Raw genomic sequence first — 25,000 nt, forward strand, 5'->3', positions numbered from 1 at the left:
GAGCCGTTTCAGCTAGCGGTTTCTATGAGAATTAAACATCTTCGTGTGGCGCACGGGGGTGTGAACGCCGTTCCTGGTGTCCTCCGGATGCCGCACAGCCCGCCCGCTGTTATGTACAGCCGTACACATCGTTGCGTACACTCGTACACATGGGATATCTGACGCTCGCCGGCGCCATAGCCGCCGAGGTCGCCGCCACGACGGCGATGAAGTACGCGGACGGCTTCAGCAGACTCTGGCCGACGCTTCTGACGGCAGTGGGATACGTGGTGTCGTTCCTGCTCCTGGCCCAGACCCTGAAGACCCTGTCGATCGGCACGGCGTACGCGATCTGGTCCGGGGTGGGCACCGCGACCATCGCCGTGCTGGGCCTGCTGCTGTTCGGGGAGGCGCTGACCCTGGTCAAGGTGGCCGGGATCCTGCTGATCGTCGGCGGAGTGGTGGTCCTGAACCTGGGCGGCGCGCACTGATGCCCCGCCGTTACGACCCCGAGCGCCGGCAGCGGATCATCGAGGCGGCGATCCGGGTGGTGGGCGAGAAGGGCCTGGCCGGGCTGAGCCACCGCTCGGTCGCCACCGAGGCGGACGTGCCGCTCGGCTCCACGACGTACCACTTCAAGACCCTCGACGAGCTGATGGTCGCCGCGCTGCGCCAGGCGAGCGAGGGCTTCGCCAAGGCGGTCGCCGGCTACGGAGGCCTGGACGACCCCTCGGCGGACCTCGCCACCGCCCTCGCCGGGATCCTCGGCGACTGGCTGAGCGGTGACCGCACCGCCGTGGAGCTGGAGTACGAGCTCTACCTCGCCGCCCTGCGCCGCCCTGCCCTGCGCCCCGTCGCCGCCGAATGGGCCGACGACCTCGCCGAACGGCTGGCACGGCGCACCGACCCGGTCACGGCGCGGGCGCTGGTCGCGCTGATGGACGGCATCTGCCTCCAGGTGCTGCTGACGGGGACGCCGTACGACGAGGGGTACGCGCGGGAGGTCCTGGGGCGCGTGATTCCCTGAGCGGAACGCCGTGACTCCCCGATCGGAACGCGTCCGTCGCCTCCCTCCCCACCGACCCGGCCGGAACACCGTGAACCCTTCGGCGGGCATCGGGGAACAGGGGGGTGACACGCACGCACCGACCAACCAGGGGGAGCCCTCGTGAGCGGACCGCCGCCGGCCACGGCACAGGCGGGGGACGACGCGGAGATCGTCGCCCAGTCACTGGAACAACCAGAGCTCTTCGCCCGGCTCTACGACCGCTACGCGCCCGACATCCACCGGTACGCGGCCCGCAGGCTCGGCGACACCATCGCCGACGACATCACCGCGGACACCTTCCTCGTCGCCTTCCGGATCCGCTCCCGCTACGACCTCGCACGCCCCAACGCGCGCCCCTGGCTGTACGGCATCGCGGGCAACCTGATCGGCAAGCAGCGCCGGGCCGAGGTGCGGGCCCTCAAGGCGCTGGCCCGCACCGGGCACGACCCGGTCGCCGCGTCCTGGAGCGAGTCCTGGGTCGAGGACACCGACAGCCGGATCGACGCCCAGGGCCCGCTCGCCGGCGCCCTCGCCGCACTGACGGCGGGCGACCGGCACGTCCTGCTGCTCGTCGCCTGGGCCGACCTCACCTACCAGGAGGTCGCGGAGGCGCTGGACATCCCCGTCGGCACGGTCCGCTCCCGGCTCAACCGGGCCCGGCGCAAGGTGCGTACGGCGCTCGGCGCCGATCCGGCATTCGTGGGCGACACCGCGGAGGTGGTATAGCGATGGACGAGATGACCGAGGTGCGCGCGCTGCGTGCACACACGCCGGTGCCGGACCGGGCACGGCTGGCGGCGGGGCGTGCCCGGCTCACCGACGCGGTACGGGCCGGGGAACAGCGCCGGGCCCGGTGGCAGCGGCGGGATTTCGTGATCGTCGCGGTCGTGGCCGCGGTGACCGCCGTGGCCGTCACCGCGGCCCTGCTGGTCGGCGGGACCGGCAAGGGACGCAAGGTGCAGCCCGCGACGCCGGACATCGACCTGAAGGGGTTGAGTGCGCACGACTTCCTGGAACGGGCTGCCGACGCGCTGGACAAGCAGCCGGCGGGCACCGAGCCCACCGGGAAGCAGTGGATCTACACGACCACGGCGAGGGATCCGGATGACGCGGAACCCTTGTCCGAGAACTGGAACCGTTACGACGGCGCACAGTGGGCCAAGCACCCGGCGGTCGGCGATCCCGGAATCACGATCGGCCGGGGACGTGCCAGCAGCCTGGGGCCGACCGACTACGACTCGCCGCGTGAGATGTACCGATTCATGGCCGCACTGCCGGCCGACGGCGAGGGGACGCTGCGGGCGCTCCGTGAGAGGAACGCCGTCGAGGACACCGAAGTGGGCCCGGGAGCCAAGGCGTGGAACGACTACGCCGAGATCAGCGCCCTCCTCCAGGCCGACCTCGTGCCGCCCGCGGGGCTGGCCTCGCTGTACCGCGCCCTGGCGCTCCTGTCCGACCAGAGGATCACCGGCCACCTGGTCGACACGGTCACCGGCCGCAAGGTCGTCGCCCTGACCCACGACGTCGCCGGCGTCGGCATCGACCTGCGCCCGCGCAAGGCCGACGGCAAGGCCAGGATGGCCAAACAGACGCTGATCGACCCGCGGACCTACCACGTCGTGGGCTGGTGCACGGTCGTGGACGGCAAGGTCGCCGACGCAGACGAACGGGTCACGACCGCGGTGGTGGACAAGGCCGGCGAGCGCTCCTGACCCACCCTCCGGACCCGGGCGGCCCGCACCACAGGGGAGTGCGGGCCGCCCGGCGTATCTTCGGGGCCCGCCCCCTGAGACGCCCCGCACGCTGGTTGGCCTCCCCGGCCCCCGGCCGGTTAGGTTGCCCTCATGACCGACACGACTGCTCCTCGTCCCACCGGTGCCGCCGCGGCTGGCCTCGCCACGATCGCCGCTGACGGCACCGTTCTCGACACCTGGTTCCCCGCTCCCGAACTCATCGCCGAGCCCGGCCCGTCCGGCACCGAGCGGCTGTCCGCGGAGAAGGCCGTGGAACTGCTCGGCGAGGGCGCCGCGAAGGCGCTCGGGCCGGCCGCCCGCCGCGGTGTCGAGGTGGTCGCGGTCCGTACGGTCATCTCCTCCCTCGACGACAAGCCGCTCGACACGCACGACGCCTACCTGCGTCTGCACCTGCTCTCGCACCGCCTGGTGAAGCCGCACGGCCAGAGCCTGGACGGCATCTTCGGCCTGCTCGCCAACGTCGCCTGGACCTCCCTCGGCCCGGTCGCCGTCGACGACATCGAGAAGGTCCGGCTGAACGCCCGCGCCGAGGGCCTGCACCTGCAGGTGACCTCGATCGACAAGTTCCCGCGGATGACGGACTACGTCGCCCCGAAGGGCGTGCGCATCGCCGACGCCGACCGGGTCCGCCTCGGCGCGCACCTCTCCGAGGGCACCACCGTCATGCACGAGGGCTTCGTCAACTTCAACGCCGGCACGCTCGGCACGTCGATGGTCGAGGGCCGCATCTCGGCCGGTGTCGTGGTCGGCGACGGCTCGGACATCGGTGGCGGCGCCTCCACCATGGGCACGCTCTCCGGTGGCGGCAACGTGATCATCTCCATCGGCGAGCGCTGCCTGATCGGCGCCGAGGCGGGCGTCGGCATCGCGCTCGGCGACGAGTGCGTGGTCGAGGCCGGCCTGTACGTCACCGCGGGCACCCGCGTCACCATGCCCGACGGCCAGATCGTCAAGGCCCGCGAGCTGAACGGCGCCTCCAACATCCTCTTCCGCCGCAACTCGGTCACCGGCGCCGTCGAGGCCCGCCCGAACAACGCGGTGTGGGGCGGGCTGAACGAGATCCTGCACAGCCACAACTGACGGCCGACGGCCGCGACCTGCGGCCGCCTGATCGACCGTCGCTTCGTCGCTTCGTCGCTTCGTCGCTCCGACGTGCCTGCCGAGCCGTCGGCAGCTGCCGACGTCGGTCACCGCTGAGCGCCCTTCCCCGGCCCGAGGACGGCCGGGGGAGGGCGCTCATGCGCTTCCTCGGCGGTGGCCTGCCGGGGCTCCGGCTGCTTGAGGAGGTGGCGTGACGGTCCTCCTCACGGGAGGGGCGTGAGGGCCGGTGCCGCGTGCTGACGGATGCCGGACCTCGTTGCTGTACGGCAACGGCTGCCGGCGGTCACGCCCTTCCCACGATCTGCGGGATCAGCGTCACGCAACGCCCCACCCGTGCGGTCAGACGACTGGCGGCCCCGCCTCGATCCGGCGCAGCACTGGAGGCAGGCGGTCCAGGTCGGGGCCCGTTTGGACCTGCCGCTCGTCCCACCAGGTGGCCCCGGCGTCGTAGAGCGGACCGATCACGTCCCTGGCCTTCGCCGGGTCCGGGGGCGTGGCGCCACCGAGCACGAACTCGAAGGGACGCTCGGTCCCGGCCGTGCGGTGCTTGCGTACATAGGTGACCAGTTCCCGTACCTCCCCCACGTCGGGCACATGCCCGTGCCGGGCCGTCTCGAAGAGCGGCACCGCGCCGTCCCACCGCGCTGCCCGCCGCATGGGCGCACGACGCGGCCAGAACCCGCCGATCCACACCGGCGGACCGGGCCGCTGCACGGTGGCGGGCAGCAGCGCCACGCCCCGGACTTCGTAGTGCCGACCGTGGTGGTCCACCGGCTCGCCGGACCAGAAGCGCGCCAGCAACTCCAGCCCCTCGTCCAGCCGCTCCGCGAGGAGACGTGGCTCGGCAGTGTCGCCGAAGCTGCGGTATTCGTCCTCGATCGGACCGCCCAGGCCTGCGGCGAAGGTCACCCGGCCGCCGCTGAGGAGGTCCAGGGTGGCCACCTGGCGGGCGAGTTGCTGCGGACGGTACCGGGGGACCGGCGTCAGCAGGGTGCCCAGCCGGATCCGTGAGGTGGCCAGTGCGGCCGCGGTCAGCAGCATCCAGGGGTCTCCGAAGGGACGCCCCTGGTGATGCCGGTGCAGTACGTGGTCCCAGACGAAGAGCCCGTCCCAGCCGGCCTGTTCGGCGGCAGCCGCAACGGTCGCGACGTTACGGGGGTCGGCGAAGTCACCGAAGTTCGGGATGTTGACGGAGAAGCGCATCACCGCAGGATGCGCGGCCGGTCATGAAGCGGCAACCGGATTCGGACACCGGCGGCTTCACGGCAGGCTGCGGACCACACGCGATTCATCGGGATCCCCGAAGCACAGCCGGCCCGACAGGAGCGACCCGTCGGACTTGGGCTCCCGAGCGGCCACCGCCCGGGGAATGACGTGGGCTCCGGCAGCGATCACGGGAGCCGCCGACGTCGGTGACGTGACGTTGAGAGAGGGTCGGGCAAGCGCACATGTCATGGCCTGCTCGTGATCGCGCTCACCGACGACCGCGGCCGACTGGTGTGGATCTCTGCGGTGCGACCCGGACGCACGTCGGAGATCACTGCCTGCCGCCACGACAAGCTCACCGCCAAGCTGCGGGCGGCCGGGCTCGGCGCCCTCGCCGACCTGGGGTTCGTCGGCCTCGATGACAGCGTTCCGGACGCCGACCCGGCGGTGATCACCGGATACAAGGCCGCACGCTGACCGATGTTCTTGTCGGTGGACTGCCGCCCCGGACTGGCCGAGCTTCCCGACGCCTACGCCGTACCGGCGAGGGTGCCGGCGATGAGGGTCGCCACCATCTCCTGCAGAGAGGAGGTGAAGTCCATGCGTAGCGCGGCCAGGGACGGGTCCGCGTCGTAGGCGGCGAGCACGCCGGGGGAGGGCCGGGCGTGGGTCCAGACGGCGCCGGCCACCATGTAGACCTGTGCGCTGAGCTGCTCCGCCCTGTCGCCCAGTTCGGGCAGGTACTGTCGCGCCAGATCGGCCAGCGCGACGACATTGCCGATGGCCGCTTTCTTGTACCGGGCGGCGACCTCCGCGGACACGTTGTGCTCCAGGACACCGGCCTGCGCGCTGAGCAGGTCGCACAGCACCCGGTGCTCCGCAAGGGAGCGGGCGAACACGGCCGCGAACGCGTGGCCACGCCGGCCCACCGGGTGGTCGGGGTCGATTCCGGCGGCGAGCCGGTCGGGCAGTTCGGCCGTCCACTGTTTCCACGCGCTGTCCAGCAGCTCCAGCAGGATGGCCTCGCGCGATTCGAAGTAGCGCAGCACGTTGGATTTGGCCAGGCCGACGCGCCGGCTCAGCTCGTTGAGGCTGACCTCGGCGACCGGCATCTCGTCGAGCATCGCGGCCGTGGTGTCCAGGATCGCCTGCCGGCGGATCTCCCGCTGCTCATCGCTGCGAGCACGTTGAAAGGTTGTCATCACCCCATCCTACAGACCATCGGTCTGTTGACATTAGACCGGCGGTCTCTTATGTTTTCTCTCAAGAGACCGCCGGTCCGTTAGGGGCCGGGGTGGGACGTGCGTCAGCGATTCCAAGAGGAGATACACATCATGAGCAGCATCAAGAGTGACAAGAAGGTTGCAGTCATCACCGGCGGTGCGACGGGTATCGGCAAGGAGACCGCGCGGCTGCTGGTCGCGGACGGCGTGCATGTCGTCCTGAGCGGGCGGCGTGCGGACGTGGGTGCGCGAGCCGTCGAGGAGCTGACCAAGGACGGCGGCAGTGCCTCGTTCGTGGTGGCGGACATGGACTCGCCGGAGAGCATCAAGGCCCTGTTCGACTCGGTCCTGGCCGACTACGGCCGCCTGGACCACGCGGTCAACAACGCCGGTCTGGCCCACGAGACCGCCGCGATCGCCGACGCCGACCCGGTGAAGTTCCAGGAGATGCTGTCCACGAACGTGATGGGCCTGTTCCTGTGCCTGCAGCGCGAGATCCAGGAGATGCTCGCCGGCGGCCACGGGGGCACCATCGTCAACCTGGCCTCCATCGCCGGCCTCAACGGCATCCCGTGGAGCGGCCCGTACGCGGCCACCAAGCACGCGGTCGTCGGCCTGACCAAGACCGCGGGCCTGGAGTACTCCTCCCAGGGCGTTCGCGTGAACGCGGTCGCCCCCGGCGCGATCAAGACCGACATCATCGCCAACGCCATCACGCTCGGTCAGTACGACGAGGACACCATCACCGCGATGCACCCGATCGGCCGCATGGGCCTGCCCCGGGAGATCGCCGCGGGCATCCACTGGCTCCTGTCCGACGAGTCCTCCTTCGTCGCCGGCACGGTCCTCAACATCGACGGTGGCTTCCAGGCGAAGTAGCCCCCACGCATGCGCCACCCGCATGCCGGCCACCCCAACCGCGGGACAAGGCAAGGCCCGTCGCGGACACCCGCCGCGACGGGCCCGACCGGCGCCTACCAGTACACGATGGCCCATGCGCAGGCCCTTGCCGAACCTGAGGTCGTACGGTGGCGTATGAGCAAGTGTGTGTCCGCTCACCACTCATTGGCCGACGATGACGCCTCCTGACCGCTCAGCTTGGGCAACTTGGCTGATTCAGGGGCGGGGACCTTGCCGACCTGCGACGAAGCGGTGCCGGGACCTGATGGCGGCGGACTGCGCTTCTCGGTGTTCCTCCTGGTTCCCCGCAGTATCAGGCACGGTCCTGGCACGACACGTAACCCTGTGGCCGAAGTGCGGCGCCCCGTCTGATGATTGGTCTCATGGACCGTTTACGGCTCGGCGACCCTCGACGTGTTTCTGGGTGTGCCGACGCGCCGAGTGGACGAGCGTCGGCCTCTGCGCTGGTACCCGCTCCGTCGTGGCCCTCGGAACCTTCCGCAGCGCGCTGGTGATCTGCGTCCGCCTGCAGCGGTGCGATCACGGTGGGGTGGGGCGGCGGACCGTGGGCGTGCGCCGTCGTTGATGTCAGCTATGGACGTCGGACAGGCCGAAGCACGATCTTCACCGCGCGGTAGTCGTACCCGTCCTGCTTGAAGCCCGGGGCTTCCCATGTGAGGTCGACCTGCTGTCCGGGCGACAGCGTGTGGAAGCCGGTCGCCTGGATCTCGGCGTAGTGGCCGAAGCAGCCGCCGGGGGTCTCGGGGGAGTCGAGAACGCCCCAGCCTTCCTCGTCGTACCACTCGCGGACAGTCGCAGTCACCATGGACGGAACCCTACGGCTTCTCTGCGCCGACGCGCCGGGCACGTCGGCTCCGGGGCGGATGCACTCAAGACTCAGTCAGTGTCAGTCAGTGACGGACGGTGTCGCGCTGATCGTGGATGGTGACTTCTGTGTCGGGTTGCAATTGCAGTTACTCAGCGCGGCCGCCCCGCTAACGCCCGCGCCCCGCCCAACGGGCCCCCGGATGCCCAGGACGGGCGAGGGAGAGGATGCGACGCTGGAGTGAGGGGCCCGCGAGTGGAGGGCCGAGTGCGGCTCATTCGGTCCGGGGCCCTCTCCTTCGGCCTGGCCGGCGACCATGTCCCGGTGCGGCTCGATGGATGCGACGCAGAATCGTGCGGTCGGTCCGTGAGCCCGCCGGCCCGGACACCACTCACAGAGCGTCGCCAGGCGGCCTTACCGCGTGGATCCGGGCCACCGGGACCAGGACCAGGACCGCGCGAACAACCCGGAAGGCAGGTGTGTCCCATGCGGACGTCGACCCGTATCGCCGGTACCCTCACCGCCCTGACCCTCACCCTCGGTGGTGCGGTCCTCGCCGCTCCCGCGGTCCGGGCGGACATCCCCGCCTGCACAAAGATGGCCGAACTGGCCGGTGCCGCCGCTTCCGACTCCGTCACCGCGGCCTGTAGCCGTGGCGTGGTCGGAGACCTGCAGAGTTGTGTCACCGGGCTGACCGGGGCCGGAGTGGCGGGCGGAGCCGCGACCGGTGCCTGCCGTGCAGCGGCCCACGAACCGCGTTAGAGGACCGTGCGGGGCAGCCGATCGCCCGGAACCGGGCGGAGGCACCGGTTGGAAGCGGGTGCGGCCCCTCTCCTCCGCCTCACCCTCCCGGCCCGGCGCCCAGCCTCGCCTCGCGTGCCTCATGCGGAGCTCCCATGCTGAGAAAGAGGGCGCCGTCGTCCTGGGACTTGTCCTTCCCGAAGGCCGAACGAAGGCGCCTGAGAGGAGGAGGAAGTCATGCGCATGCGAAGAATCCTGGGCCTCGCCCTGGCCGCGGCAACCCTTGCCGGCGTAAGCGTCGTCGGAGCTGTCAGCGCCGCAGCCGCCTCGTCTCCGAACATCTCCAGAGACGACTGCACGGCCGCCGGCGGACAGATCGTTGCACGCGCCTATGCCGGCTACGCCTGCGCGCTGCCTGACGGGACCACGCAGGCGATCACCTGACCGGTCGGCGCACGGCTGCACTCGGCAGGTCGGCAGGTCCTGAACAGGCGCAGAAGAACGCGCCGCTGTCCGCATTGCGGTGGCCCTCTGCCGATGGCCTGACTCATCCCCACCGTGGAAGAGGGCCGGCAGGCTGCCCCGCTCCAACCCGTCCGAGTCAAGGCCGGCCCCGCCGGCATCGCCGACCGGCACGCGGCCTTGGGCCCTCTCCGGAGATCTACGGGACGAGGCCGTAACCGCAGGACAACCGCAGGACAACCGTACGAAAACCGCACGACAACGGCACGACCGAGGAGCCGACCGGCAGGGTGAACCCGCCGGTCGGCTCCGCCGTGCTCCGCGACGACCCCGGGGACGACTCCGTCGTTCGGCCCATCAAGGGCACCGGCTGCAACGCCGAAAGGGACCAGGCGGAGTCGCCCCTCCCTCGCGTTCCGGTAATCCTCCGCGCCCCAGGCCGCCTTGATGACGGCGGTCCCGTACCCCGGCCGACAGGCCAGGCCCGGAGGAGATCCCGCATGCGCGTCTTCCTGCCCCTGACCGCCGTCACCACCGCCGCGCTCCTGCTCGTCACGGTCACCGGCGCGACTCCCGCCGCAGCGGACCGGAACCGCGACGGCACCCCCCTGGTCAAGGTGTCCCACGGCGACCCGTACGCGAAGTGCACCATCGGAGCGAGGTCCCCCGACAGCGTCGTCTACCCGGCCACCGAGGTCGAGCCGTACCTGTCCGTCGATCCGCGCGACCCCAGGCGCGTGGTCACCGTGTTCCAGCAGGACCGCTGGAACGACGGCGGCGCCCGTGGCCTGGTGGCCGGCTGGAGCACGGACGGCCACACCTTCCACCAGAGCACGCTGCCGTTCAGCCTGTGCGCCCGCGGCGGCGCGGACTACGAACGGGCCACCGACCCCTGGGTGAGCACCGGACCGGACGGCACCGTCTACGCGAGCGGGGAGGGCGTCGACTTCACGAAGAGCACGCGCACCGCCCTCCTGGCCGTCACGTCCCGCGACGGCGGCCGCACTTGGCGGAACCTCACCACCACGCACGTCGACGAGCAGCCGTTCTTCAACGACAAGCCCTCACTCACCGCCGACCCGGTCCGCAAGGGCACCGCCTACCAGGTCTGGAACCGCCTCGACAACGACCCACCCGGCCCCAGCTCCCTCGACGGCCCCGGCTACATCTCCCTCACCCGCGACGGCGGCCGCACCTGGAGCAAGGCCCGGCAGTTCGTCCGCACCAGCACCGTGCCCAACACCCAGACCATCGGCCATCAGATCGTCGTCGACCGGCGCACCGGCACCCTGTACGACTTCTACGACCGGATCTCCTACTCCGACGACCTGAGCACCGTCGTCGAAGCCCGCTACGAGGTGGTCACCTCGACCGACGCCGGGAAGACCTGGCGCGCCCCGGTCACCGTGGCCCGGGACACCTCCGTGCCGGAGGTGGACCCGAACGACCCCGCCAAGCTGCTGCGCGCCGGGTCCACGCTGCCGAGCCCGGCCGTCGACCCGAAGACCGGCACGCTGTACATGGCCTACGAGGGTTCGGACTTCTCCGGTGGAAAGTTCGACTCCGTCCAGCTCGTGCGGTCCACCGACGGCGGACGCACCTGGGGGACCCCGGGGCTGATCAGCCCCAAGGGCGTGCCGGCCTTCTCACCGTCGATCGCGGTCGCCGAACGGGGCACGGTCGCGCTCACCTACTACGACCTGCGCTTCCTCAAGCCCGGCAACACCACCACCCTGCCCACCGCCTACCAACTGGCCACGCTGCAGGACGGAAACCCGAGGCTCCGGACCGAGCGACGGATCTCGCGGATCTTCGACTGGCTGCAGGCGCCGTTCGCCGGGGGCTACTTCCTCGGCGACTACCAAGGCCTGGTGGCAGACGGCAAGGAGGGAGAACGGGCGGTGCTCACCGAGACCAACTCCGGCGCACCACAGAACCGTACGGACGTGTACACCGGCAGTCTCAGTCTCCGCACCCGCTGACACACCCGCCGACACACCCGCTGACCGACGCGGACTCTCCCGGCCACGCTTGCCCGGGAGCGCCCCGCGGCGCGTGGCTGCGGGGCGCCTTGTGGGGTTCAGTCGACCGTCTCCCCGTCGTACGTACCGCCCTTGCAGAGGTTTCCCGGCTCATTGATCGCGGGTATTCCGCCGCCCTGCTTGCACTGCGAAGGGGTGACGGAGGACGGGGCACCCTGTGCGGTGGCGGTGGCGGCGCCTGTGAGGCCGAGTCCGGTGAGGGCCGCCGTGGCGATGGCGGCGGCGAGGATTCGTCGAATGCGCATGTGGTTCCCCTTTCACGCATTGCCTCGGTTGGGGCACTAGTCAGCTTGATCTTCACCCATGTGGGTGGCGCGTCATGTTGCGCCATTCGGGTGAAATCGGTGTCGGGAGCGGGGTCGGCGAGGCGCCCCGTCGGACAGGCCCCAAAAGCCGTGTTGACCTGCGGTAACGCACCCTTGGCGGTGGAGGGCGGCCGGATGCCGACGGGCGCTACCTTCGCTTAAGTTTCAAGTTTTGCCGTCACCGGTGCTGGCCCTGAACTCCGCGAGCGCGGTGAAGTCGGCCTCCCGCAGCCCGATCCGGGGGTTGACGTGATGCAGCAGGGCCGGGCCGGGATGGTGGGCGTGGACGTACAGGGTGTCCGCCGGGCTCTGTTCGTCGTCCACCCAGGCGAACGGGCGCCCCTCCGCGTACGCCACGATCGCCTCGGTCTTCCAGTGGACCCCGTCGGGCCGCTCCGCCAGCAGGCCCCGGCCGAAGTCGACGTACGGCAGCTCGGGGAGCCCCACGACGGGTGCGATCCAGCGGTTGGCCTCGGCCATCCAGGTGGTCGCCCAGCACAACTCGTAACCGAGGGCGAGCAGCGCCGGGCCGTGGGACGGGTTCAGCCACACCCGCAGCGGGCGCCCAGGGCGGACGGTCGCCCGGATCGTCGTGTATCCCGCGGGGCGTCGCTCGGGCTGGGCGGCGTACGGGTTGAGGGGGCCGTCGACGTCCAGGAACAGCAGGGGGCGGCTCACGGGGCCAACGTACGGCAGCGGGCGCGCCGGGCACGCGTGAATATTCTCGCGCCGGACAGGCATAGTGGCGCCGCTCCGCACGCGTCACCACGGACACAGGGTCCGGACACCGGGCGGGCCCGGGGGAAGAGAAGGTGACGATGGATGCGGAACTGCAGGAGAGCTTCCGGGAGTTCGTGGACAGCCGGTCGTCTGCGCTGCTGAGGACCGCCGTGCTGCTGACCGGCGGCGACCGGCACACGGCCGAGGACCTGTTGCAGAACGCCCTGATCAAGGCGGCCGGCCGCTGGCAGCGCATCGACGAGCCCGAGGCCTACGTACGGCAGGTCCTCTACCGGCAGCAGATCAGCCGCTGGCGGCTGAAGTGGCGCCGGCGCGAACTCAGCGTCGCCGAACCCCCGGAGAGCCCACCGGCACTCGACACCGCGTCCGCCGCCGAGCTGCGGCTCGTGCTGCGCGCGGCCCTGTCCCGGCTCACCGCCCGCCAGCGCACCGTCCTGGTCCTGCGCTACTTCGAGGACCTGCCGGAGGCCGACGTGGCCCGGCTGCTCGGCTGCTCCGTCGGCACCGTACGGTCCACCACCCACCGCTCCCTGGCCCGGCTGCGCACCCTCGCACCCGAACTGGCCGCCCTCGCCCCGGACGCCGGCCGAGACCAGCCGCCGTCCCGTGACTACTCGCCCGCGGAGGTGCGGCCGTGAACGTCGAGGAACTCATGCGAGACGCGCTGCGTGAACAGGCGGCCGAACAGCCGCCGCTGCGGGCCGGGTTCGCCGACCAGGTACTGGCGGTCCGCCGGCGTCGCCGGGCCCGCCGGTTCGCCTCCGTCGCCGTGGCCACGGCGGCCGTGGTCGCCGTCGCGGTGGGCGTGCCGCTGCTCGACGGCGGCAAGCAGGACGTACGGCCCGCCGGAGTCCTCGACCCCGGTGAGACCCGCGCCCACCCCGACCAGTCGCCGCCCCGCGAGCTGATCCAGGCGGGCGACGCCACCATGGCCGCCTACTACATCATCGGCCGCGACCACCAGACGGCCCACCAGGCGCACGCCACCCGCGCCTACTGGCTGCTGAACCCGCGCACCGGCCGCTACGAGAAGGACACCCGCTGGTCGTACGTCGCCGTCGCGCCCGGCCTGAGGACCGCCGCCGTACTGGAGCGGCACCTCCCCACCCCGCGGATCGGCCTCCTCGACCTCACCACCGGCAAGGTGGCCCGCTGGATCCGGGTCGAGCACGGCGTCGGCGGGGTCGAGTTCTCCCACGACGGCCGTGAACTGGTCGCCACGACCTACTCCGCCGACCCCGACGTGCTGTTCAAGCCCGAGGGCCAGAACGGCTGGTCCCAGGCCAACACCTCCCCGCGCACCGGCTTCTACGTCTTCGACGTCGCTTCCGGGAAGGGGTCCTGGAGCAAGGTCGCCGTCGGGACGGACAGCGGGGGACCCATGGACGTCAACGCCCGCCAGGACTTCGCCTTCAGCCGCTCCGGCCGGTACATCTGGACGGGGCTCACCTCCGATCCCGGGTTGCAGTTCTACGACCGTCGGGGTTACGAGGTTCCCACGCCGGCCGACGAGCGCGAGCGGGACTGGTTCGTCGAGGCGGGGCCGTCGCCCGACGGCAAGCGGGTCGCCGGCGACTTCGCGGGCGCGTCGATGAAGTCCTCCTCCTGGGTCTTCGACGTCGCCACCGGCAAGAGGACCGAGGTGCACGGGCAGCAGCTCCTCGCCTGGGCCGACAACAGCTCCCTCATCGCCTGGGACGTGGACGGTGACGGCGGCAGCGAGTTCCACAACCGCCTGGTCCTGGTCACCGTCGGCAGCGACAAGACCGTTCCGCTCAGCGGCTTCCGCAAGGGCGACGACAGTGCCGCCGGCCGCTGGACACCGGTCTTCGCCGAGCGGCGCTGATCAGCCCGCCGCAAGCTCCTCGAACACCGCCTCCTCGTACACCGCCCGCAGTCCGTCGGCTGCCTCCCGGCCGGCGGGCCGCAGCGGTGCCCGCACCGGACCCGCCGGCAGCCCGAGCGCGGTGAGCAGCGCCTTCGACGTGACCGTGCCCGGCAGGCCCGCCGCCATCATCGCCTCGATCAGTGCGGTGGCCCGCAACTGGAGTCCGGTCGCGCGGGCGGTGTCGCCCGCGTCGAACGCGTCCAGGATCGCGGCGATCCGGGCGGGGACGACGTTGGCCACCGTGCTCACACAGCCGGCCGCGCCCACCGCGTACAGGGCGAGGATGTGCTCGTCGCAGCCCGCGTAGTACGCCAGGTCCGTGCGCGCCAGCACCTTCTGGGCGCCGAGGAAGTCGTAGGAGCAGTCCTTCACGGCCACGATCCGGGGGTGGGCGGCGAGCCGGACCAGCGTCTCCGGCTCGATCCGGGTGCCGGTGCGGCCCGGGATGTCGTACAGCATCACCGGCAGCCCGCTCGCCTCGGCCACCTCCAGGAAGTGCGCCTCCAGCGCGTCCTGCGGCGGCCTGCTGTAGTACGGCGACACCACCAGCACCCCGTCCGCGCCCGCCTTCTCCGCCGCCAGCGCCAGCTCGACGGTGTGCAGGGTGTCCGCGGTGCCCACGCCGGCCACGAGGGGCACCCGCTCGCCCACCGCCTCCCGGACGGCCGTGATCAGCTCCGCCTTCTCGGCGTCCGACGTGGTGGGCGACTCGCCGGTGGTGCCGTTCAGCACCAGGCCGTCACAGCCCTCCGCCACCAGATGCACGGCCAGCCGCCGCGCGCCGTCGAGGTCGAGCGCGCCCGTGTCGGTGAAGGGGGTGACCATCGCGCAGAGCGTGCGGCCGAAGGGGCGGGGCGAGCGGGCGGTGTCGCGTGGGTTCGTCATGGGGGTAGTCTCGGCCGCACGACAGCTTAGCTCTACTTAATTCTTCTATCCGGTACGTCTTAGCATTGCTAAGTTATCGGTCTCCTGGGGGCCGGATGGAGGTCGGACGGAGGTCGGAGGCCCTGTGTCCAACTCGGCCACTCATGGGTCACTATGGGCCGGACGGTCACCGACGGCAGGTCATGGGTCATGGGAGGCGCCATGAAGCTGGGCAAGGCACTGGCCACCGGGGTCGCTGAGGAGCGGCCGCTCGTCCACGACGAGGTACCCGAACTCTCCGAACTCCCCGAACTCTCTGAAGAGACCCGCGAGATCCACGAACCCCGGGTCGCGGGCGAGTCCGTGTCCGCGTCCGGAGAGGCCCCGGCCGCCCGATGAGGCTGCGGCTCCCGGCGGAACGGCCGACGGAGCCGCCGACCGGCTACAAGATCGCCCACCCGATGCTGTCCCAGGACGGCGCGCGGGCCGGGTTCACCGGTGTGTCGCTGGGCGGCGCGCTGCCGTACGGAGTGCTGGACGACGCGTCCTGCGTCTACGGCCGACGGCACCGCCCGCCCGCGCGGCTGTGCGACTGCGGCTTCCACTGCGTGCACGAACGCGAGGTCGCCGAAGCTCTGCTGTGCATCGCCGAGCACCGGGCGGCCGTGCTGCTCGAAGTCTCCGTCCTCGGCGCCTACATCCGTTTCGAGCGCGGGTTCCGCTATGCCCGGCAGCGGGTGCGGACCGCCACCGTCGGGCCGTGCGCCTGCGGTGCGGCGGCCGTCGCGCTCGCCGACGCGGGCTGGGGCAGGCCTGGTTGGCGTGCCCTCGCGGCCGCCTGCGCGGGCTGCGTACGCGCGCGTGCGTCGGTCTCGCTCGCCGGGTTCGCCCGGCTGGCGGGGCAGGGGCTGCGGGTGGTCGCCGGAGGCGCGGCGGGCAGTGGCGGCGACGGGTCGCCGGTGGCGGGCGAGGGCTTCGGGGTGCCCGAACTGGTCGCGGAGGCGGCCCTGTTGCAGGCCCGCCTCGACTGGTTCCAGAGCCAGCTGGCCCGGCTCGGCGAACGGGGGGAGCAGGGCTGAGAGCGGGCGCCGACGACACTCCACCGAAAACTCCACCTGTATGGACAAAAAAAGTTTTCGGTGAGACGGTGGGGTCATGCTGGACGTCACCGTGATCGAGGACCCCGAGGCAGCGGCCGTGTCGCTGGACCCCATACGGGCCAGGCTGCTCGCCGAGCTGGCCGGCGCGCCCGCGTCGGCCGCGATGCTGGCCGGCCGGGTCGGGCTGCCCCGGCAGAAGGTGAACTACCACCTGAAGGCGCTGGAGCGGCACGGCCTGGTCGAGCTGGCCGGCGAGCGGCGCAAGGGCAATGTCACCGAGCGGCTGATGCGGGCGACCGCCGCGTCGTACGTCATCTCGCCGGCGGCCCTGCCCGCCGTACAGCCGGATCCGGACCGTTTCCGCGACCAGCTCTCCGCACGCTGGCTGCTCGCGCTCGGCGCGCGCCTGGTGCGCGATGTCGGCATGCTGATCAGCGGGGCGGCCAAGGCCCGCAAGCGGCTGGCGACGTACGCGCTGGACGGCGAGGTCCGCTTCGCCTCCGCCGCCGACCGCGCGGCCTTCGTGCAGGAGCTGACGGCGGGCGTGAGCGCGCTCATCCGCAAGTACGACACACCCGACGCGGAGTCCGGCCGGGACCACCGGATCGTGGTCGCCGTCCATCCGACGGTCAAGGACGAGGACGAGCCGCGGCACGCCGCCGCAGGCGAGACCCGCTCCGCGGCAGAGGGTGCAACCCGTCCTGCCGCAGAGGGCGAGACCCGTCCCGCGGCAGACGGTGAATCCCGTCGCGCGGCAGAAGGCGAGAGCCGTCCGGCAGTCAAGGACGGGCCTAGGTCCCCGGCCGAGGACCGTCCCGCACTCGGAAGCTGAGCAGGAGTCCCCATGTCCAAGGAATTCGAGATCGTCCGTGAGTTCGAGGTCGACGCCACGCCCGGAGAGGTGTGGGAGGCGATCACCCACGGCACCGGCGGCTATCTGTGGCCGATGCAGCCGCCCGAGCCCCGGGTGGGCGGTACGGCGGCCTTCGGCTCCACCGTCACCGCCTACGACCCGCCGCACCACCTGGTCGTCCGCAGCGAGGACGTCGACTTCCCCACCCAGAGCGCCAACCAGCTGGAGCACGTCATCGAGGAGCGCGACGGCGGCCGCCGCGCCTGGGTGCGCTACGTGCACAGCGGGATCTTCACCGACGACTGGGACAACCAGTACGACGGTGCGAGCCGGCACACCGACTTCTACCTGCACACCCTGCGCGAGTACCTCACCCACTTCGCGCCCCGCCCGGTGGGCTTCGCCCAGCTGAACGGGCCGGAGGCGTCGCAGGCGCCGGACGCCTTCGCCGCCGTGGGCCGCGCCCTCGGCCTGCCGGACGACCTGGCCGAGGGCGCGAAGGTGAGCGTCCGGGGGCCCGGCGGGCGGGCCCTGGACGCGGTGGTCGACTACCGCGACCCGTACTTCGTCGGACTGCGCACCGACGACGCCCTCGTCCGGTTCTTCGGGCGCAACCACTGGGGCGCCCCGGTCGGCATCAGCATCCACGACTTCGCGCCGGACGCCGACGCCGAGGCGAACGAGGCCGCCTGGCAGGACTGGCTGAACGGGGTGTTCAGCCGGTCCTGAGCCACGGCCGACCGCTTACAGCCGACCGCTTACGGGCGGAAGCGCAGCACCTGCGGGTCGTGGTCGCTGATCTGGTCGTGGAACTCCGAGTTGATGTGCACGCTGTCGTACGCGAAGTCGCCCTTGCTGCGGATCTGCTTGCTGATCAGGATCTGGTCCAGGACCTGCTCGTTGCCCTGGTAGTCGTAGGTGTAGCGCTCCTTCGTCGGCAGCGACTGGATCGCCGACCAGAGCGCGCCGCCCTTCTCCAGGATCTTGGTGGTGCCGGAGAAGTCGAAGTCGTTCATGTCGCCGAGCGCGATGACCTCGGCGTCCTTCTGGACGGCGAGGATGTTCTTGACGAACGCGTTGACCAGCGTCGCCTGCGCGTGGCGCTGGGTCTCCGAGCTGCGCACCACCGGCTGGTACTGCGAGGTCAGCCCCTGGTCGCCGCCCTTGGAGTTGAGGTGGTTGGCGATCACGAAGACCGTCTTGCCCTGGAAGACGAACTCGCCGGCGAGCGGCTTGCGGCTGGTCGTCCAGGCGGAGTTCGAGGGGTCGACACGGCCGGGGGAGGCGGTCAGCTGGGCCTTGCCGTTCACCTTGGTGACGGCCACCGCGGTGGTGGAGTCGCCGCCCGCGCGGTCGACGAAGGAGACCCGCTCCGGGTTGAACAGGAAGACCTGGCGGATGTTGCCGCCGGGCTCGCCGCCGTCCTGGTCGTTGACCGGGTTGATGGAACGCCACTGGTACTTCGGGCCGCCGGCCGCCACGATCGCGTCGATCAGCTTGTTGACCGTCACGTCGGCGGCGACCGTGCCGTCGTCCGTCGCGCCGTTGTTGTCCTGGATCTCCTCCAGGGACACGATGTCGGGCGACTGGAGGTTGTTGACGATCGCGGCGGCGTGCGCGGCGAAGGTGCCGTCCGAGGGGTCGAGGTTCTCGACGTTGTAGGTCGCCACCGCCAGCTCGCCGTGCGACTGCTTCTTCGTCGTCTCGCGCTGCAGGCCGCCGCTCTTCAGGGTGCCCAGCGAGCTCGCGACGAGGGTGTAGCCGCCGTACTGGTTGTAGTCCATCGGGCCGGTCGTGGCGCCGGTCAGCGTGTCGCCGACGTTCGCCACCGGGAAGTCGGCGGTCGAACCGAGGGACTGGATCTGCAGGCGGCCGGTGTTCTGGTCGCGGTAGGAGCGGTAGAGCGAGCCGCCGCGGTTGGTGCGGTTCTCGTGCGGCTTCACCGTGACCCACAGCTCGGCGTACGGGTCGGTCGCGGTGACCACGCGGGCGTCCTTGACCTGGACGTTCATGCCCTCCAGGGACTCGTAGTAGTCCAGGGCGTACTTCTTCGGCTGCAGGGTCAGGCCGTTGACCGAGTTGCTCGCGGCCGTGTCACCCGTGGGGGTGTAGGCGCTCGGCACCGACTTCTTGTCGATCACGACCGGCGCCGGGACCGCGTTGCCGGTGGAGACGGCGGTGACCGTCGGCTTGGTGATCTCGGTCAGCGACTGGTTGCCGGTGGAGGCGCCGCCCGGGACGTACTCGGAGACCGTGCCGGTGACCGTGACGGAGTCGCCGACCGCGACCTTCGGGGTGGAGCTGGTGAAGACGAAGACGCCCTCGCTGGTGGCCGGGTTGCTGTCCGGCGTCGGATCCTGGAGCCAGAAGCCTCTGGAGGAGCCGTAGGTGCGCGTGGCGGTGACGATGCCGGGGACGTCCGTCACCTTCTGGCCGGCGTACGGCGAGGTGCGCGTGGTGCCCTGGATGTCGTGGATACGCAGCCCGTCGGCCTGGGCGGGCGAGGTGAGGGCGACGGTGGACGCCGCGCTGCAGACGGCGGCGACGGTGAGCGCGGCGAGACGCGCGGAAGACCTGCTCGGCAAGGGAATCCCTCCGGGGACATACGGAAGCGCCGGGACGAGGGCGGTTTATGGAGCGTTCATGACACGTTCATGTACGCCATGTGTCGTGGATATGACACGCGTAGATACCGAGTGAACAGTTGTCCCCCCGTTTTCTACGCGCGTCAATCTCCTGCCTGATCAAGGCAGTTGTCAAGGTTTCAGCCATGTACGGGGTCCGGCGGGGAGATGAACCGGGCGGCATGGGTGGAAATCCGTCTAGGCTGAGCGGCTGAGCCGTACGGCGTCCAGGTGGTCGTACGGCCGTCGATACGGTGTCCATGTCGCCGTACGACCGTTGAGGCGTCCGAGGAGAACCAGCCGATGTCTGACAGCGCCCCCCTGCCGCCGGTGCGGTTGCTTTCCGAAGCGGAGCTGGCGCACGCCGCGCTGTCCACGCCGTTGCTCACCCGGGCCGCCCGGCTCGCCCGCTGGGCCGGCCCCGACACCCGTGTGGACGCGGGCGGCGAACTGGTCGAGGAGCAGCTCCCGGTCGCCGCCGAGGCGCTCGGACTCACCGGGGACGACGCCGCCGGCTACGCCGGTGAGGCCTGGCGGGTCGCCGTGGACGCCGGACTCGTCGAGATCGCCGACGAGGAGGCCGGCACGGTGGTGGCGGGGGAGGAGCTGGCACTGCTCACCGGAGGCTCGCCGCACGACGTCCTCGCGGTGTGGCAGGCCGCGCTGGAGACCGTGATCGCCGACGCGAGCGTGCCCGACCTGGACGGAATTGTCGATGCGCTCGACGAGGGCGGCGAGGTCGATTTCTCGTCACTCGGCTGGGACCCCGAGGGGGAGGCGGACTTCCTCGACGGCGTCCTCGGCAACCTGTACCTGCTGACCGTGAGTGAGGGCGGTCCCGGCGAGGCGCCGGTGCCGCTGCCCGCGCTCGCCGCGTCGATGATCGTGCCCAGCGACATGGGGGAGCCGACCAACGACGTCCTCGAACAGGTCTCCGACGCGATGATGCGGCTCGACGGCCAGTTCCGGCTGCTGGAGCCGGTCGGGCTCGTCGAGTACCAGCCGGTCGACGAGGCGCTGATGGCCGACGCGGAGGAGGAGCCGGCGGCGGGGCCGGTCGACGAGGCCGACGTCTCCCGCTACGGCATGGTGCGGCTGACCCCGCTCGGCGCGTACGGGCTGCGGGCGCGGCTGCTGGAGGCGGGCTTCGTGGCGCCGGCGGTCGGGGAGCTCGCCGACAAGGGCGCGGACGCGCTGCTCGACGGGACGGCGACGTTTCCGCAGGGGGCCGCGCAGGCCGAGACCGAGCAGTGGCTGGCCCGCCGGGAGTCCCTCGCCGCGGCCCGCGAGCTGCTGGCCGCCGCGCGCGGTGCGGACGCGGGTGCCCCGCTGCGGCGGCTGCGCTGCCAGCAGGCGCTGTCGCTGCTCGGCGCCGAGGCCGAGCCCGCCCTCCGCGAGGTCCTCGACGACCCCGAGCTGGGCGGCCTGGCGAGGGTCTGGCTGGCCGAACGCGGCGCCGCCGACGTGCCGGCGCCCTCCCAGGACATGATCTTCTGGCTGACCATCGACACGGTGGCTGCGCAGCTGGCCGCGGAAGGGAACTCCGAGGAGCTGCAGGCGCTGGTGGAGGGCTTGGCCCAGCAACACAGCGGCTTCTTCGCCGAGGCGTGGCGGGTCGGCCACCCGGACACGGTCGACGTCCTCGAGGCGATGGGCCGCCTCCACCCCGACAAGAAGGTGGCCAAGGAGGCCCGCAAGGCGGCGTTCAAGGCACGGTCGCAGCACGGGGGGTAGGGGCCGAAGGGGTGGGGGTGCGCGGAGGTTGGGCGCCGCCGGATACGTTGAGTGGGGCGGGCGCCGTCGCGGCGGGAAGCGGGGAAGCGACGGGGCTCTCTGTTCTGCGGGCGCGTCGGTGAGGTGAGCTGAGGCGTGCGGGCGGTTGGGCGCCGCCGGGCACCGCCGCGTGGGCTGAGCGCCGTTGCGGCGGAAGGAAGTTCCGGCGGCGGTGAAGAGATCGAACGGTCGAGAAGGGCCGTGCGGCGGCGAGAAGGCCGGGCGGTGGAGGGCGGCCGGGCGGCGGGGAGTGGGAGTGGTCTGCGGGGAACCCCAATCCGTGGGGAGTGGCAGTGGTCGGCGGGAAGCGCCAGCCCGCGAGGACGGGTAGCGGTCGGCGGGGAACCCCCACCCCGCAGGCGGGGGAAATGTTGACCTGTGAGGTCTGTTTCTTGGGTGGGGCTTTTGGTTGTTGTGGGGTGGTGATTACGGATTCATGGAACAGACGACCGTGAAGTCGCCCTGTGTTCAACCGGCGTTCAGGGGTGGGCGGGAGCGTGTGCGCCGAGTTGAGGTCCGCCACCCTCCACGGCACTCCGACCGTCACAGGAGACACCATGTCGCTCACCCGCAGGGACTTCACAAGGAAATCCGCGATCACCGGTGCCGGTGTCGCGCTGGCCGGCAGCGTCGGCGCGCTCGCCACCGCCCCCAACGCCCTCGCCGTCACCGAGACCGAGGCGGCCGACGCGACCGAGGCGGCGCACGGGCACGGGCACGGCGGTGTCGGCTACGGGCCGCTGCTCCCCGACCCGGACGGCATCCTCGCGCTCCCCGCCGGCTTCAAGTACCGCGTCATCACCTACAGCGGCAAGACCAAGCTGGAGTCGGGCGAGTTCACCCCCTCCAACCACGACGGCACCTCCACCTTCGACGGTCCGCGCGGCGCCACCCTCCTCGTCAACAACCACGAGCTGGCCGGCCCCCGCGCCAACTGGCCGTACCCGGTTCCGCTCACCGAGGGCCTCGTCTACGACCCGGCCGCCGCCGGAGGCTGCACCGTCGTCGAGGTCCGCCCCGGCGGGCACGTCGCCGAGTGGGTCGGCATCGCCGGCACCGCCACCAACTGCGCGGGCGGCAACACCCCGTGGGGCACCTGGCTGACCTGCGAGGAGACCGAGGACAAGACCGGCACCAACGGCTTCACCAAGGACCACGGCTACGTCTTCGAGGTCGACCCCGAGGACCGCCGGGCGAACAAGAACCCCAAGCCCGTCAAGGCGCTGGGCCGTTACGCCCACGAGGCCGTCGTCGTCGACCCCAAGCGCGGCCACCTCTACCTGACCGAGGACGCCTCCAACCCCAACGGCCTGCTCTACCGCTGGACCCCGCCCGAGCACTTCCACCACGGCCGCGGCAGGCTGCGCACCCTCGCCGACGACGCCGGCACGCTCCAGGCGTTCAAGTGCTTCGACTCCGGCGGCCAGTTCGTCGACGACCTCTCCCGCGCCACGAAGATCGGCACGGTCTACGGCGTCGACTGGGTGGACGTCCCGGACCGCGACGCCAGGACCACCTCCGTCCGCAAGCAGTTCAGCACCGGGCAGGTCACCCGCGCCCGCAAGCTGGAGGGCATGTGGTGGGGCGACGGCGGTGTGTACATCGTCTCCTCGTACGCCCGCGCGGAGAGCCCCGTCCAGCACGACGGCTCGGTCTGGTTCTACGACCCCAAGCGCCGCACCCTCACGCTCAAGGTCCGCATCGGCGTCAACCCGGACCCGTCCGTGGAGGGCAACTTCGACGGCCCGGACAACATCACCGTCTCCCCGTACGGCGGTCTCGTCATCGCCGAGGACGGCGAGGGTCTCCAGCACCTGTTCGGCGCCACCGACAGCGGCCGTACCTATCCCATCGCCCGCAACGAACTCAACGCCGGCACCGAAGAGGAGCCCGAGTACAGCGAGTTCACCGGCGTCACCTTCTCGCCCGACGGCCGGACCCTGTACGCCAACATCCAGACCCCGGGCATCATGCTCGCGATCACGGGGCCCTGGAAGCGTCAGCAGCGCTGAAGCTATCCCTTCACTCGAACGAATGACCCTGACTCGATTTGCTGAGCGCATCCTCGTCTCGGAATAGCGTTTGTGTCTCGCGCTGGTTGTCGGCCGAGGCGAGGGTGGTTTTGGACAGCAAGGTACAGGGAGGCGTGGCCGAGGGTTCTCGGGTCTGGCTTCCCGATGGCTCGGCGCGAGCAATCGAGGAGGTAGTCGCACGGCGCCTCCCCGTGCTTTCCTTCAGTAAGGAGTGGGACACCAGGCCCGTCCGGTACGGCGCGAACCAGGGGCTGCGGGATCATTCTGTTGGCGAGACAGTTCCAGTATTTCCCAGCGTGTGGTCCGGCGGCACAGTACGCGAAGTGCGCCGTATCGGCTTCACCTCCGGCAGAGTGATCGAATCCGCACTTGATCAGCGGTGGATGACGCAAAGGCGGACTGGGCGACAGGCGTGGGAATGGAAAACAACGGAAATTCTGATGCCGGGTGATCGAGTACCGCTCTCATTGGCTGCTGCTTACTTTGGGACCGAGGGGCGGGCTCGCGAAGGACATTTCGTCGGCGCCATGCTCGGCGACGGGGGTATGACGTCCTGCACCCCTGAATTCCATGGTGATCCACTGGATGGCGCCGTGCAGTTCATGCGTGAGTTCGCGGCAGAAAACGAGTGCGGCGTACGGGAGATCCCACAGGGAACGATCGTGCGTCTTCGCTTCCCGTTCAGGCGGGGCCATCGCAATCCGCTTACGGACCGCCTTCGTCGCTTCGGTGTGTGGGGCCAGCGGTGCGACGAAAAACAACTTCCTGACCTACGGCTGAGTCGCGACTTCTGGGTTGGCTGTCTTTCGGGACTGATTGACACCGACGGTTGTGTTCGTCAGCGAGTGAATCCGAAGGGTACTCTGCATGGCTCCGTCGAGTTCGCCACCGTATCGCCTGTACTGGCGAGGCAAGTGTCCGATGCACTCATGCGGTTTGGGATCGTCAACAGAGTTCGCGTTAATCAGCGGCAGCAGAAGCGGGGCCACACGGTCAACGGCTACGTAGTCGCGAGTCGGCGGCCGATCCACATTGTGGAGGTTTCGCGGGCCATTGCGATCGTCCGTCTTGCGGGGATGCTGGATCTTCGTATCGGGTACAAGGCAAGCAGGTTGAAGGAACTGGTGAACGCTGTCGGGCACGTTTCTCCAGCAAGCAGCGAAATGCACGGATATGACGAATCGGTGGCCCTGGACCGGGTGAAGAACGTCTCCTCGGCCGGTGCCCGACCTGTGTACGGCGTCACGGTGGGTTCTTCTGGCCTGTTCTTGGTGGACGGCCTTGTTCTAGGTGCTGGCTGAACGCCCTTCCGGAAGCACTACTACGGAAGGGCGTTCAGTGGCGTTTCACCTTGATGCTATGTGTGGGCGATTGGTTACTTCCGGACGCCAATCCACTTGAGGATCGCCTTGGAAAGGGCCTTGCGGCAGCAGAACGCGGCTGCGATCAGCATGACGATGAGGTATGCCACGTACCCCGAGGCTTTGACGTGAACTTCGAGCACGAGTGCCATCCAGATGTGTTGAAGGAGGCCCTC

The 25,000-nt window shown here is 70.6% G+C and carries 26 protein-coding genes and 1 pseudogene; 19 read left to right on the plus strand and 8 right to left on the minus strand.

What is annotated here, in order from left to right:
- Positions 1-149: 149 nt before the first annotated feature.
- The 5 genes from ABZ887_RS07585 to dapD all read left to right on the plus strand — a co-directional run bounded on the left by ABZ887_RS07585 (position 150) and on the right by dapD (position 3,861).
- Positions 150-470 (plus strand): multidrug efflux SMR transporter, encoded by a 321-nt coding sequence (locus ABZ887_RS07585; protein ID WP_361284112.1) that lies wholly within the window; start codon positions 150-152, stop codon positions 468-470.
- Positions 470-1,006, plus strand: a complete 537-nt coding sequence (locus tag ABZ887_RS07590; RefSeq protein ID WP_361284115.1) for a TetR family transcriptional regulator — start codon at positions 470-472, stop codon at positions 1,004-1,006. The genes ABZ887_RS07585 and ABZ887_RS07590 overlap by 1 nt, the downstream gene beginning before the upstream one ends.
- Before the next feature lie 141 nt (positions 1,007-1,147).
- On the plus strand, positions 1,148-1,753 hold the full coding sequence (locus ABZ887_RS07595; RefSeq protein ID WP_361284118.1) for a sigma-70 family RNA polymerase sigma factor: 606 nt from the start codon (positions 1,148-1,150) through the stop codon (positions 1,751-1,753).
- A 2-nt stretch (positions 1,754-1,755) separates the two neighbouring features.
- On the plus strand, positions 1,756-2,739 hold the full coding sequence (locus tag ABZ887_RS07600) for a CU044_5270 family protein (RefSeq protein WP_361284121.1): 984 nt from the start codon (positions 1,756-1,758) through the stop codon (positions 2,737-2,739).
- A 132-nt stretch (positions 2,740-2,871) separates the two neighbouring features.
- Positions 2,872-3,861, plus strand: coding sequence for a 2,3,4,5-tetrahydropyridine-2,6-dicarboxylate N-succinyltransferase (gene dapD, locus ABZ887_RS07605; protein ID WP_361284124.1), 990 nt, complete (start codon positions 2,872-2,874; stop codon positions 3,859-3,861).
- Positions 3,862-4,221: 360 nt separating this feature from the next.
- Here the strand turns inward: dapD and ABZ887_RS07610 are convergent, their stop codons facing one another.
- Positions 4,222-5,085, minus strand: coding sequence for an LLM class flavin-dependent oxidoreductase (locus ABZ887_RS07610; protein ID WP_361284127.1), 864 nt, complete (start codon positions 5,083-5,085; stop codon positions 4,222-4,224).
- A 231-nt stretch (positions 5,086-5,316) separates the two neighbouring features.
- On the opposite strand from ABZ887_RS07610, the pseudogene ABZ887_RS07615 reads away from it, so the two are divergent.
- Positions 5,317-5,562: pseudogene (locus tag ABZ887_RS07615) on the plus strand (transposase family protein); the annotation flags it as partial.
- Positions 5,563-5,618: 56 nt separating this feature from the next.
- Here ABZ887_RS07615 and ABZ887_RS07620 read toward each other — a convergent pair.
- A complete protein-coding gene (locus ABZ887_RS07620) occupies positions 5,619-6,290 on the minus strand; it encodes a TetR family transcriptional regulator (protein WP_361284130.1) in 672 nt (223 codons plus the stop codon).
- Between the two features lie 132 nt (positions 6,291-6,422).
- On the opposite strand from ABZ887_RS07620, the gene ABZ887_RS07625 reads away from it, so the two are divergent.
- Positions 6,423-7,190: a glucose 1-dehydrogenase gene (locus ABZ887_RS07625; RefSeq protein ID WP_361284133.1), complete on the plus strand. Its 768-nt coding sequence runs from the start codon at positions 6,423-6,425 to the stop codon at positions 7,188-7,190.
- Positions 7,191-7,803: 613 nt separating this feature from the next.
- On the opposite strand, the gene ABZ887_RS07630 is transcribed toward ABZ887_RS07625, so the two are convergent.
- Entirely contained in the window at positions 7,804-8,037 is a 234-nt protein-coding gene (locus tag ABZ887_RS07630; protein WP_361284136.1) for a cold shock domain-containing protein, read from the minus strand.
- Between the two features lie 486 nt (positions 8,038-8,523).
- On the opposite strand from ABZ887_RS07630, the gene ABZ887_RS07635 reads away from it, so the two are divergent.
- The 3 genes from ABZ887_RS07635 to ABZ887_RS07645 all read left to right on the plus strand — a co-directional run bounded on the left by ABZ887_RS07635 (position 8,524) and on the right by ABZ887_RS07645 (position 11,222).
- On the plus strand, positions 8,524-8,799 hold the full coding sequence (locus ABZ887_RS07635) for a hypothetical protein (RefSeq protein WP_361284139.1): 276 nt from the start codon (positions 8,524-8,526) through the stop codon (positions 8,797-8,799).
- Between the two features lie 216 nt (positions 8,800-9,015).
- Positions 9,016-9,222, plus strand: coding sequence for a hypothetical protein (locus ABZ887_RS07640; RefSeq protein WP_361284142.1), 207 nt, complete (start codon positions 9,016-9,018; stop codon positions 9,220-9,222).
- A 518-nt stretch (positions 9,223-9,740) separates the two neighbouring features.
- Positions 9,741-11,222 carry a sialidase family protein gene (locus ABZ887_RS07645; RefSeq protein ID WP_361284145.1) on the plus strand — a complete coding sequence of 494 codons (1,482 nt, stop codon included), beginning with the start codon at positions 9,741-9,743 and terminating at the stop codon, positions 11,220-11,222.
- Positions 11,223-11,320: 98 nt separating this feature from the next.
- Here the strand turns inward: ABZ887_RS07645 and ABZ887_RS07650 are convergent, their stop codons facing one another.
- Together ABZ887_RS07650 and ABZ887_RS07655 are read right to left on the minus strand one after the other, a co-directional pair.
- Complete coding sequence (locus ABZ887_RS07650; protein WP_361284148.1) at positions 11,321-11,527, minus strand: hypothetical protein; 207 nt, start codon at positions 11,525-11,527, stop codon at positions 11,321-11,323.
- Between the two features lie 225 nt (positions 11,528-11,752).
- Positions 11,753-12,265, minus strand: coding sequence for a hypothetical protein (locus ABZ887_RS07655; RefSeq protein WP_361284151.1), 513 nt, complete (start codon positions 12,263-12,265; stop codon positions 11,753-11,755).
- Between the two features lie 140 nt (positions 12,266-12,405).
- On the opposite strand from ABZ887_RS07655, the gene ABZ887_RS07660 reads away from it, so the two are divergent.
- On the plus strand, positions 12,406-12,966 hold the full coding sequence (locus ABZ887_RS07660; RefSeq protein ID WP_361284636.1) for a SigE family RNA polymerase sigma factor: 561 nt from the start codon (positions 12,406-12,408) through the stop codon (positions 12,964-12,966).
- Complete coding sequence (locus ABZ887_RS07665; RefSeq protein WP_361284154.1) at positions 12,963-14,174, plus strand: WD40 repeat domain-containing protein; 1,212 nt, start codon at positions 12,963-12,965, stop codon at positions 14,172-14,174. The genes ABZ887_RS07660 and ABZ887_RS07665 overlap by 4 nt, the downstream gene beginning before the upstream one ends.
- Here ABZ887_RS07665 and dapA read toward each other — a convergent pair whose 3' ends face one another.
- Complete coding sequence (gene dapA, locus ABZ887_RS07670) at positions 14,175-15,101, minus strand: 4-hydroxy-tetrahydrodipicolinate synthase (RefSeq protein ID WP_361284157.1); 927 nt, start codon at positions 15,099-15,101, stop codon at positions 14,175-14,177.
- 201 nt (positions 15,102-15,302) lie between these two features.
- Between dapA and ABZ887_RS07675 the strand changes: the two genes are divergently transcribed.
- The 4 genes from ABZ887_RS07675 (at position 15,303) to ABZ887_RS07690 (ending at position 17,762) form a co-directional block, all read left to right on the plus strand.
- A complete protein-coding gene (locus ABZ887_RS07675; RefSeq protein WP_361284160.1) occupies positions 15,303-15,479 on the plus strand; it encodes a hypothetical protein in 177 nt (58 codons plus the stop codon).
- Entirely contained in the window at positions 15,476-16,159 is a 684-nt protein-coding gene (locus tag ABZ887_RS07680) for a hypothetical protein (RefSeq protein ID WP_361284163.1), read from the plus strand. Before ABZ887_RS07675 ends, ABZ887_RS07680 begins: the two co-directional genes overlap by 4 nt.
- A 76-nt stretch (positions 16,160-16,235) precedes the next feature.
- Positions 16,236-17,012, plus strand: a complete 777-nt coding sequence (locus tag ABZ887_RS07685) for a helix-turn-helix domain-containing protein (RefSeq protein ID WP_361284166.1) — start codon at positions 16,236-16,238, stop codon at positions 17,010-17,012.
- 12 nt (positions 17,013-17,024) lie between these two features.
- A complete protein-coding gene (locus ABZ887_RS07690) occupies positions 17,025-17,762 on the plus strand; it encodes an SRPBCC domain-containing protein (RefSeq protein WP_361284169.1) in 738 nt (245 codons plus the stop codon).
- 29 nt (positions 17,763-17,791) lie between these two features.
- On the opposite strand, the gene ABZ887_RS07695 is transcribed toward ABZ887_RS07690, so the two are convergent.
- Positions 17,792-19,618, minus strand: a complete 1,827-nt coding sequence (locus tag ABZ887_RS07695) for an endonuclease/exonuclease/phosphatase family protein (protein WP_361284172.1) — start codon at positions 19,616-19,618, stop codon at positions 17,792-17,794.
- A gap of 342 nt (positions 19,619-19,960) precedes the next feature.
- Here ABZ887_RS07695 and ABZ887_RS07700 point away from each other — a divergent pair, with 342 nt between their 5' ends.
- The 3 genes from ABZ887_RS07700 to ABZ887_RS07710 all read left to right on the plus strand — a co-directional run bounded on the left by ABZ887_RS07700 (position 19,961) and on the right by ABZ887_RS07710 (position 24,764).
- Positions 19,961-21,391 (plus strand): hypothetical protein, encoded by a 1,431-nt coding sequence (locus ABZ887_RS07700; RefSeq protein ID WP_361284175.1) that lies wholly within the window; start codon positions 19,961-19,963, stop codon positions 21,389-21,391.
- A gap of 596 nt (positions 21,392-21,987) precedes the next feature.
- A complete protein-coding gene (locus ABZ887_RS07705) occupies positions 21,988-23,442 on the plus strand; it encodes an alkaline phosphatase PhoX (protein WP_361284178.1) in 1,455 nt (484 codons plus the stop codon).
- 344 nt (positions 23,443-23,786) lie between these two features.
- Positions 23,787-24,764, plus strand: a complete 978-nt coding sequence (locus ABZ887_RS07710; protein ID WP_361284181.1) for an LAGLIDADG family homing endonuclease — start codon at positions 23,787-23,789, stop codon at positions 24,762-24,764.
- Between the two features lie 74 nt (positions 24,765-24,838).
- On the opposite strand, the gene ABZ887_RS07715 is transcribed toward ABZ887_RS07710, so the two are convergent.
- Positions 24,839-24,976 carry a hypothetical protein gene (locus ABZ887_RS07715; RefSeq protein ID WP_361284184.1) on the minus strand — a complete coding sequence of 46 codons (138 nt, stop codon included), beginning with the start codon at positions 24,974-24,976 and terminating at the stop codon, positions 24,839-24,841.
- Between the last annotated feature and the right edge of the window lie 24 nt (positions 24,977-25,000).

The sequence above is a fragment of the Streptomyces sp. NPDC047061 genome (genome assembly GCF_040643955.1).
Classification (GTDB): Bacteria; Actinomycetota; Actinomycetes; order Streptomycetales; family Streptomycetaceae; genus Streptomyces.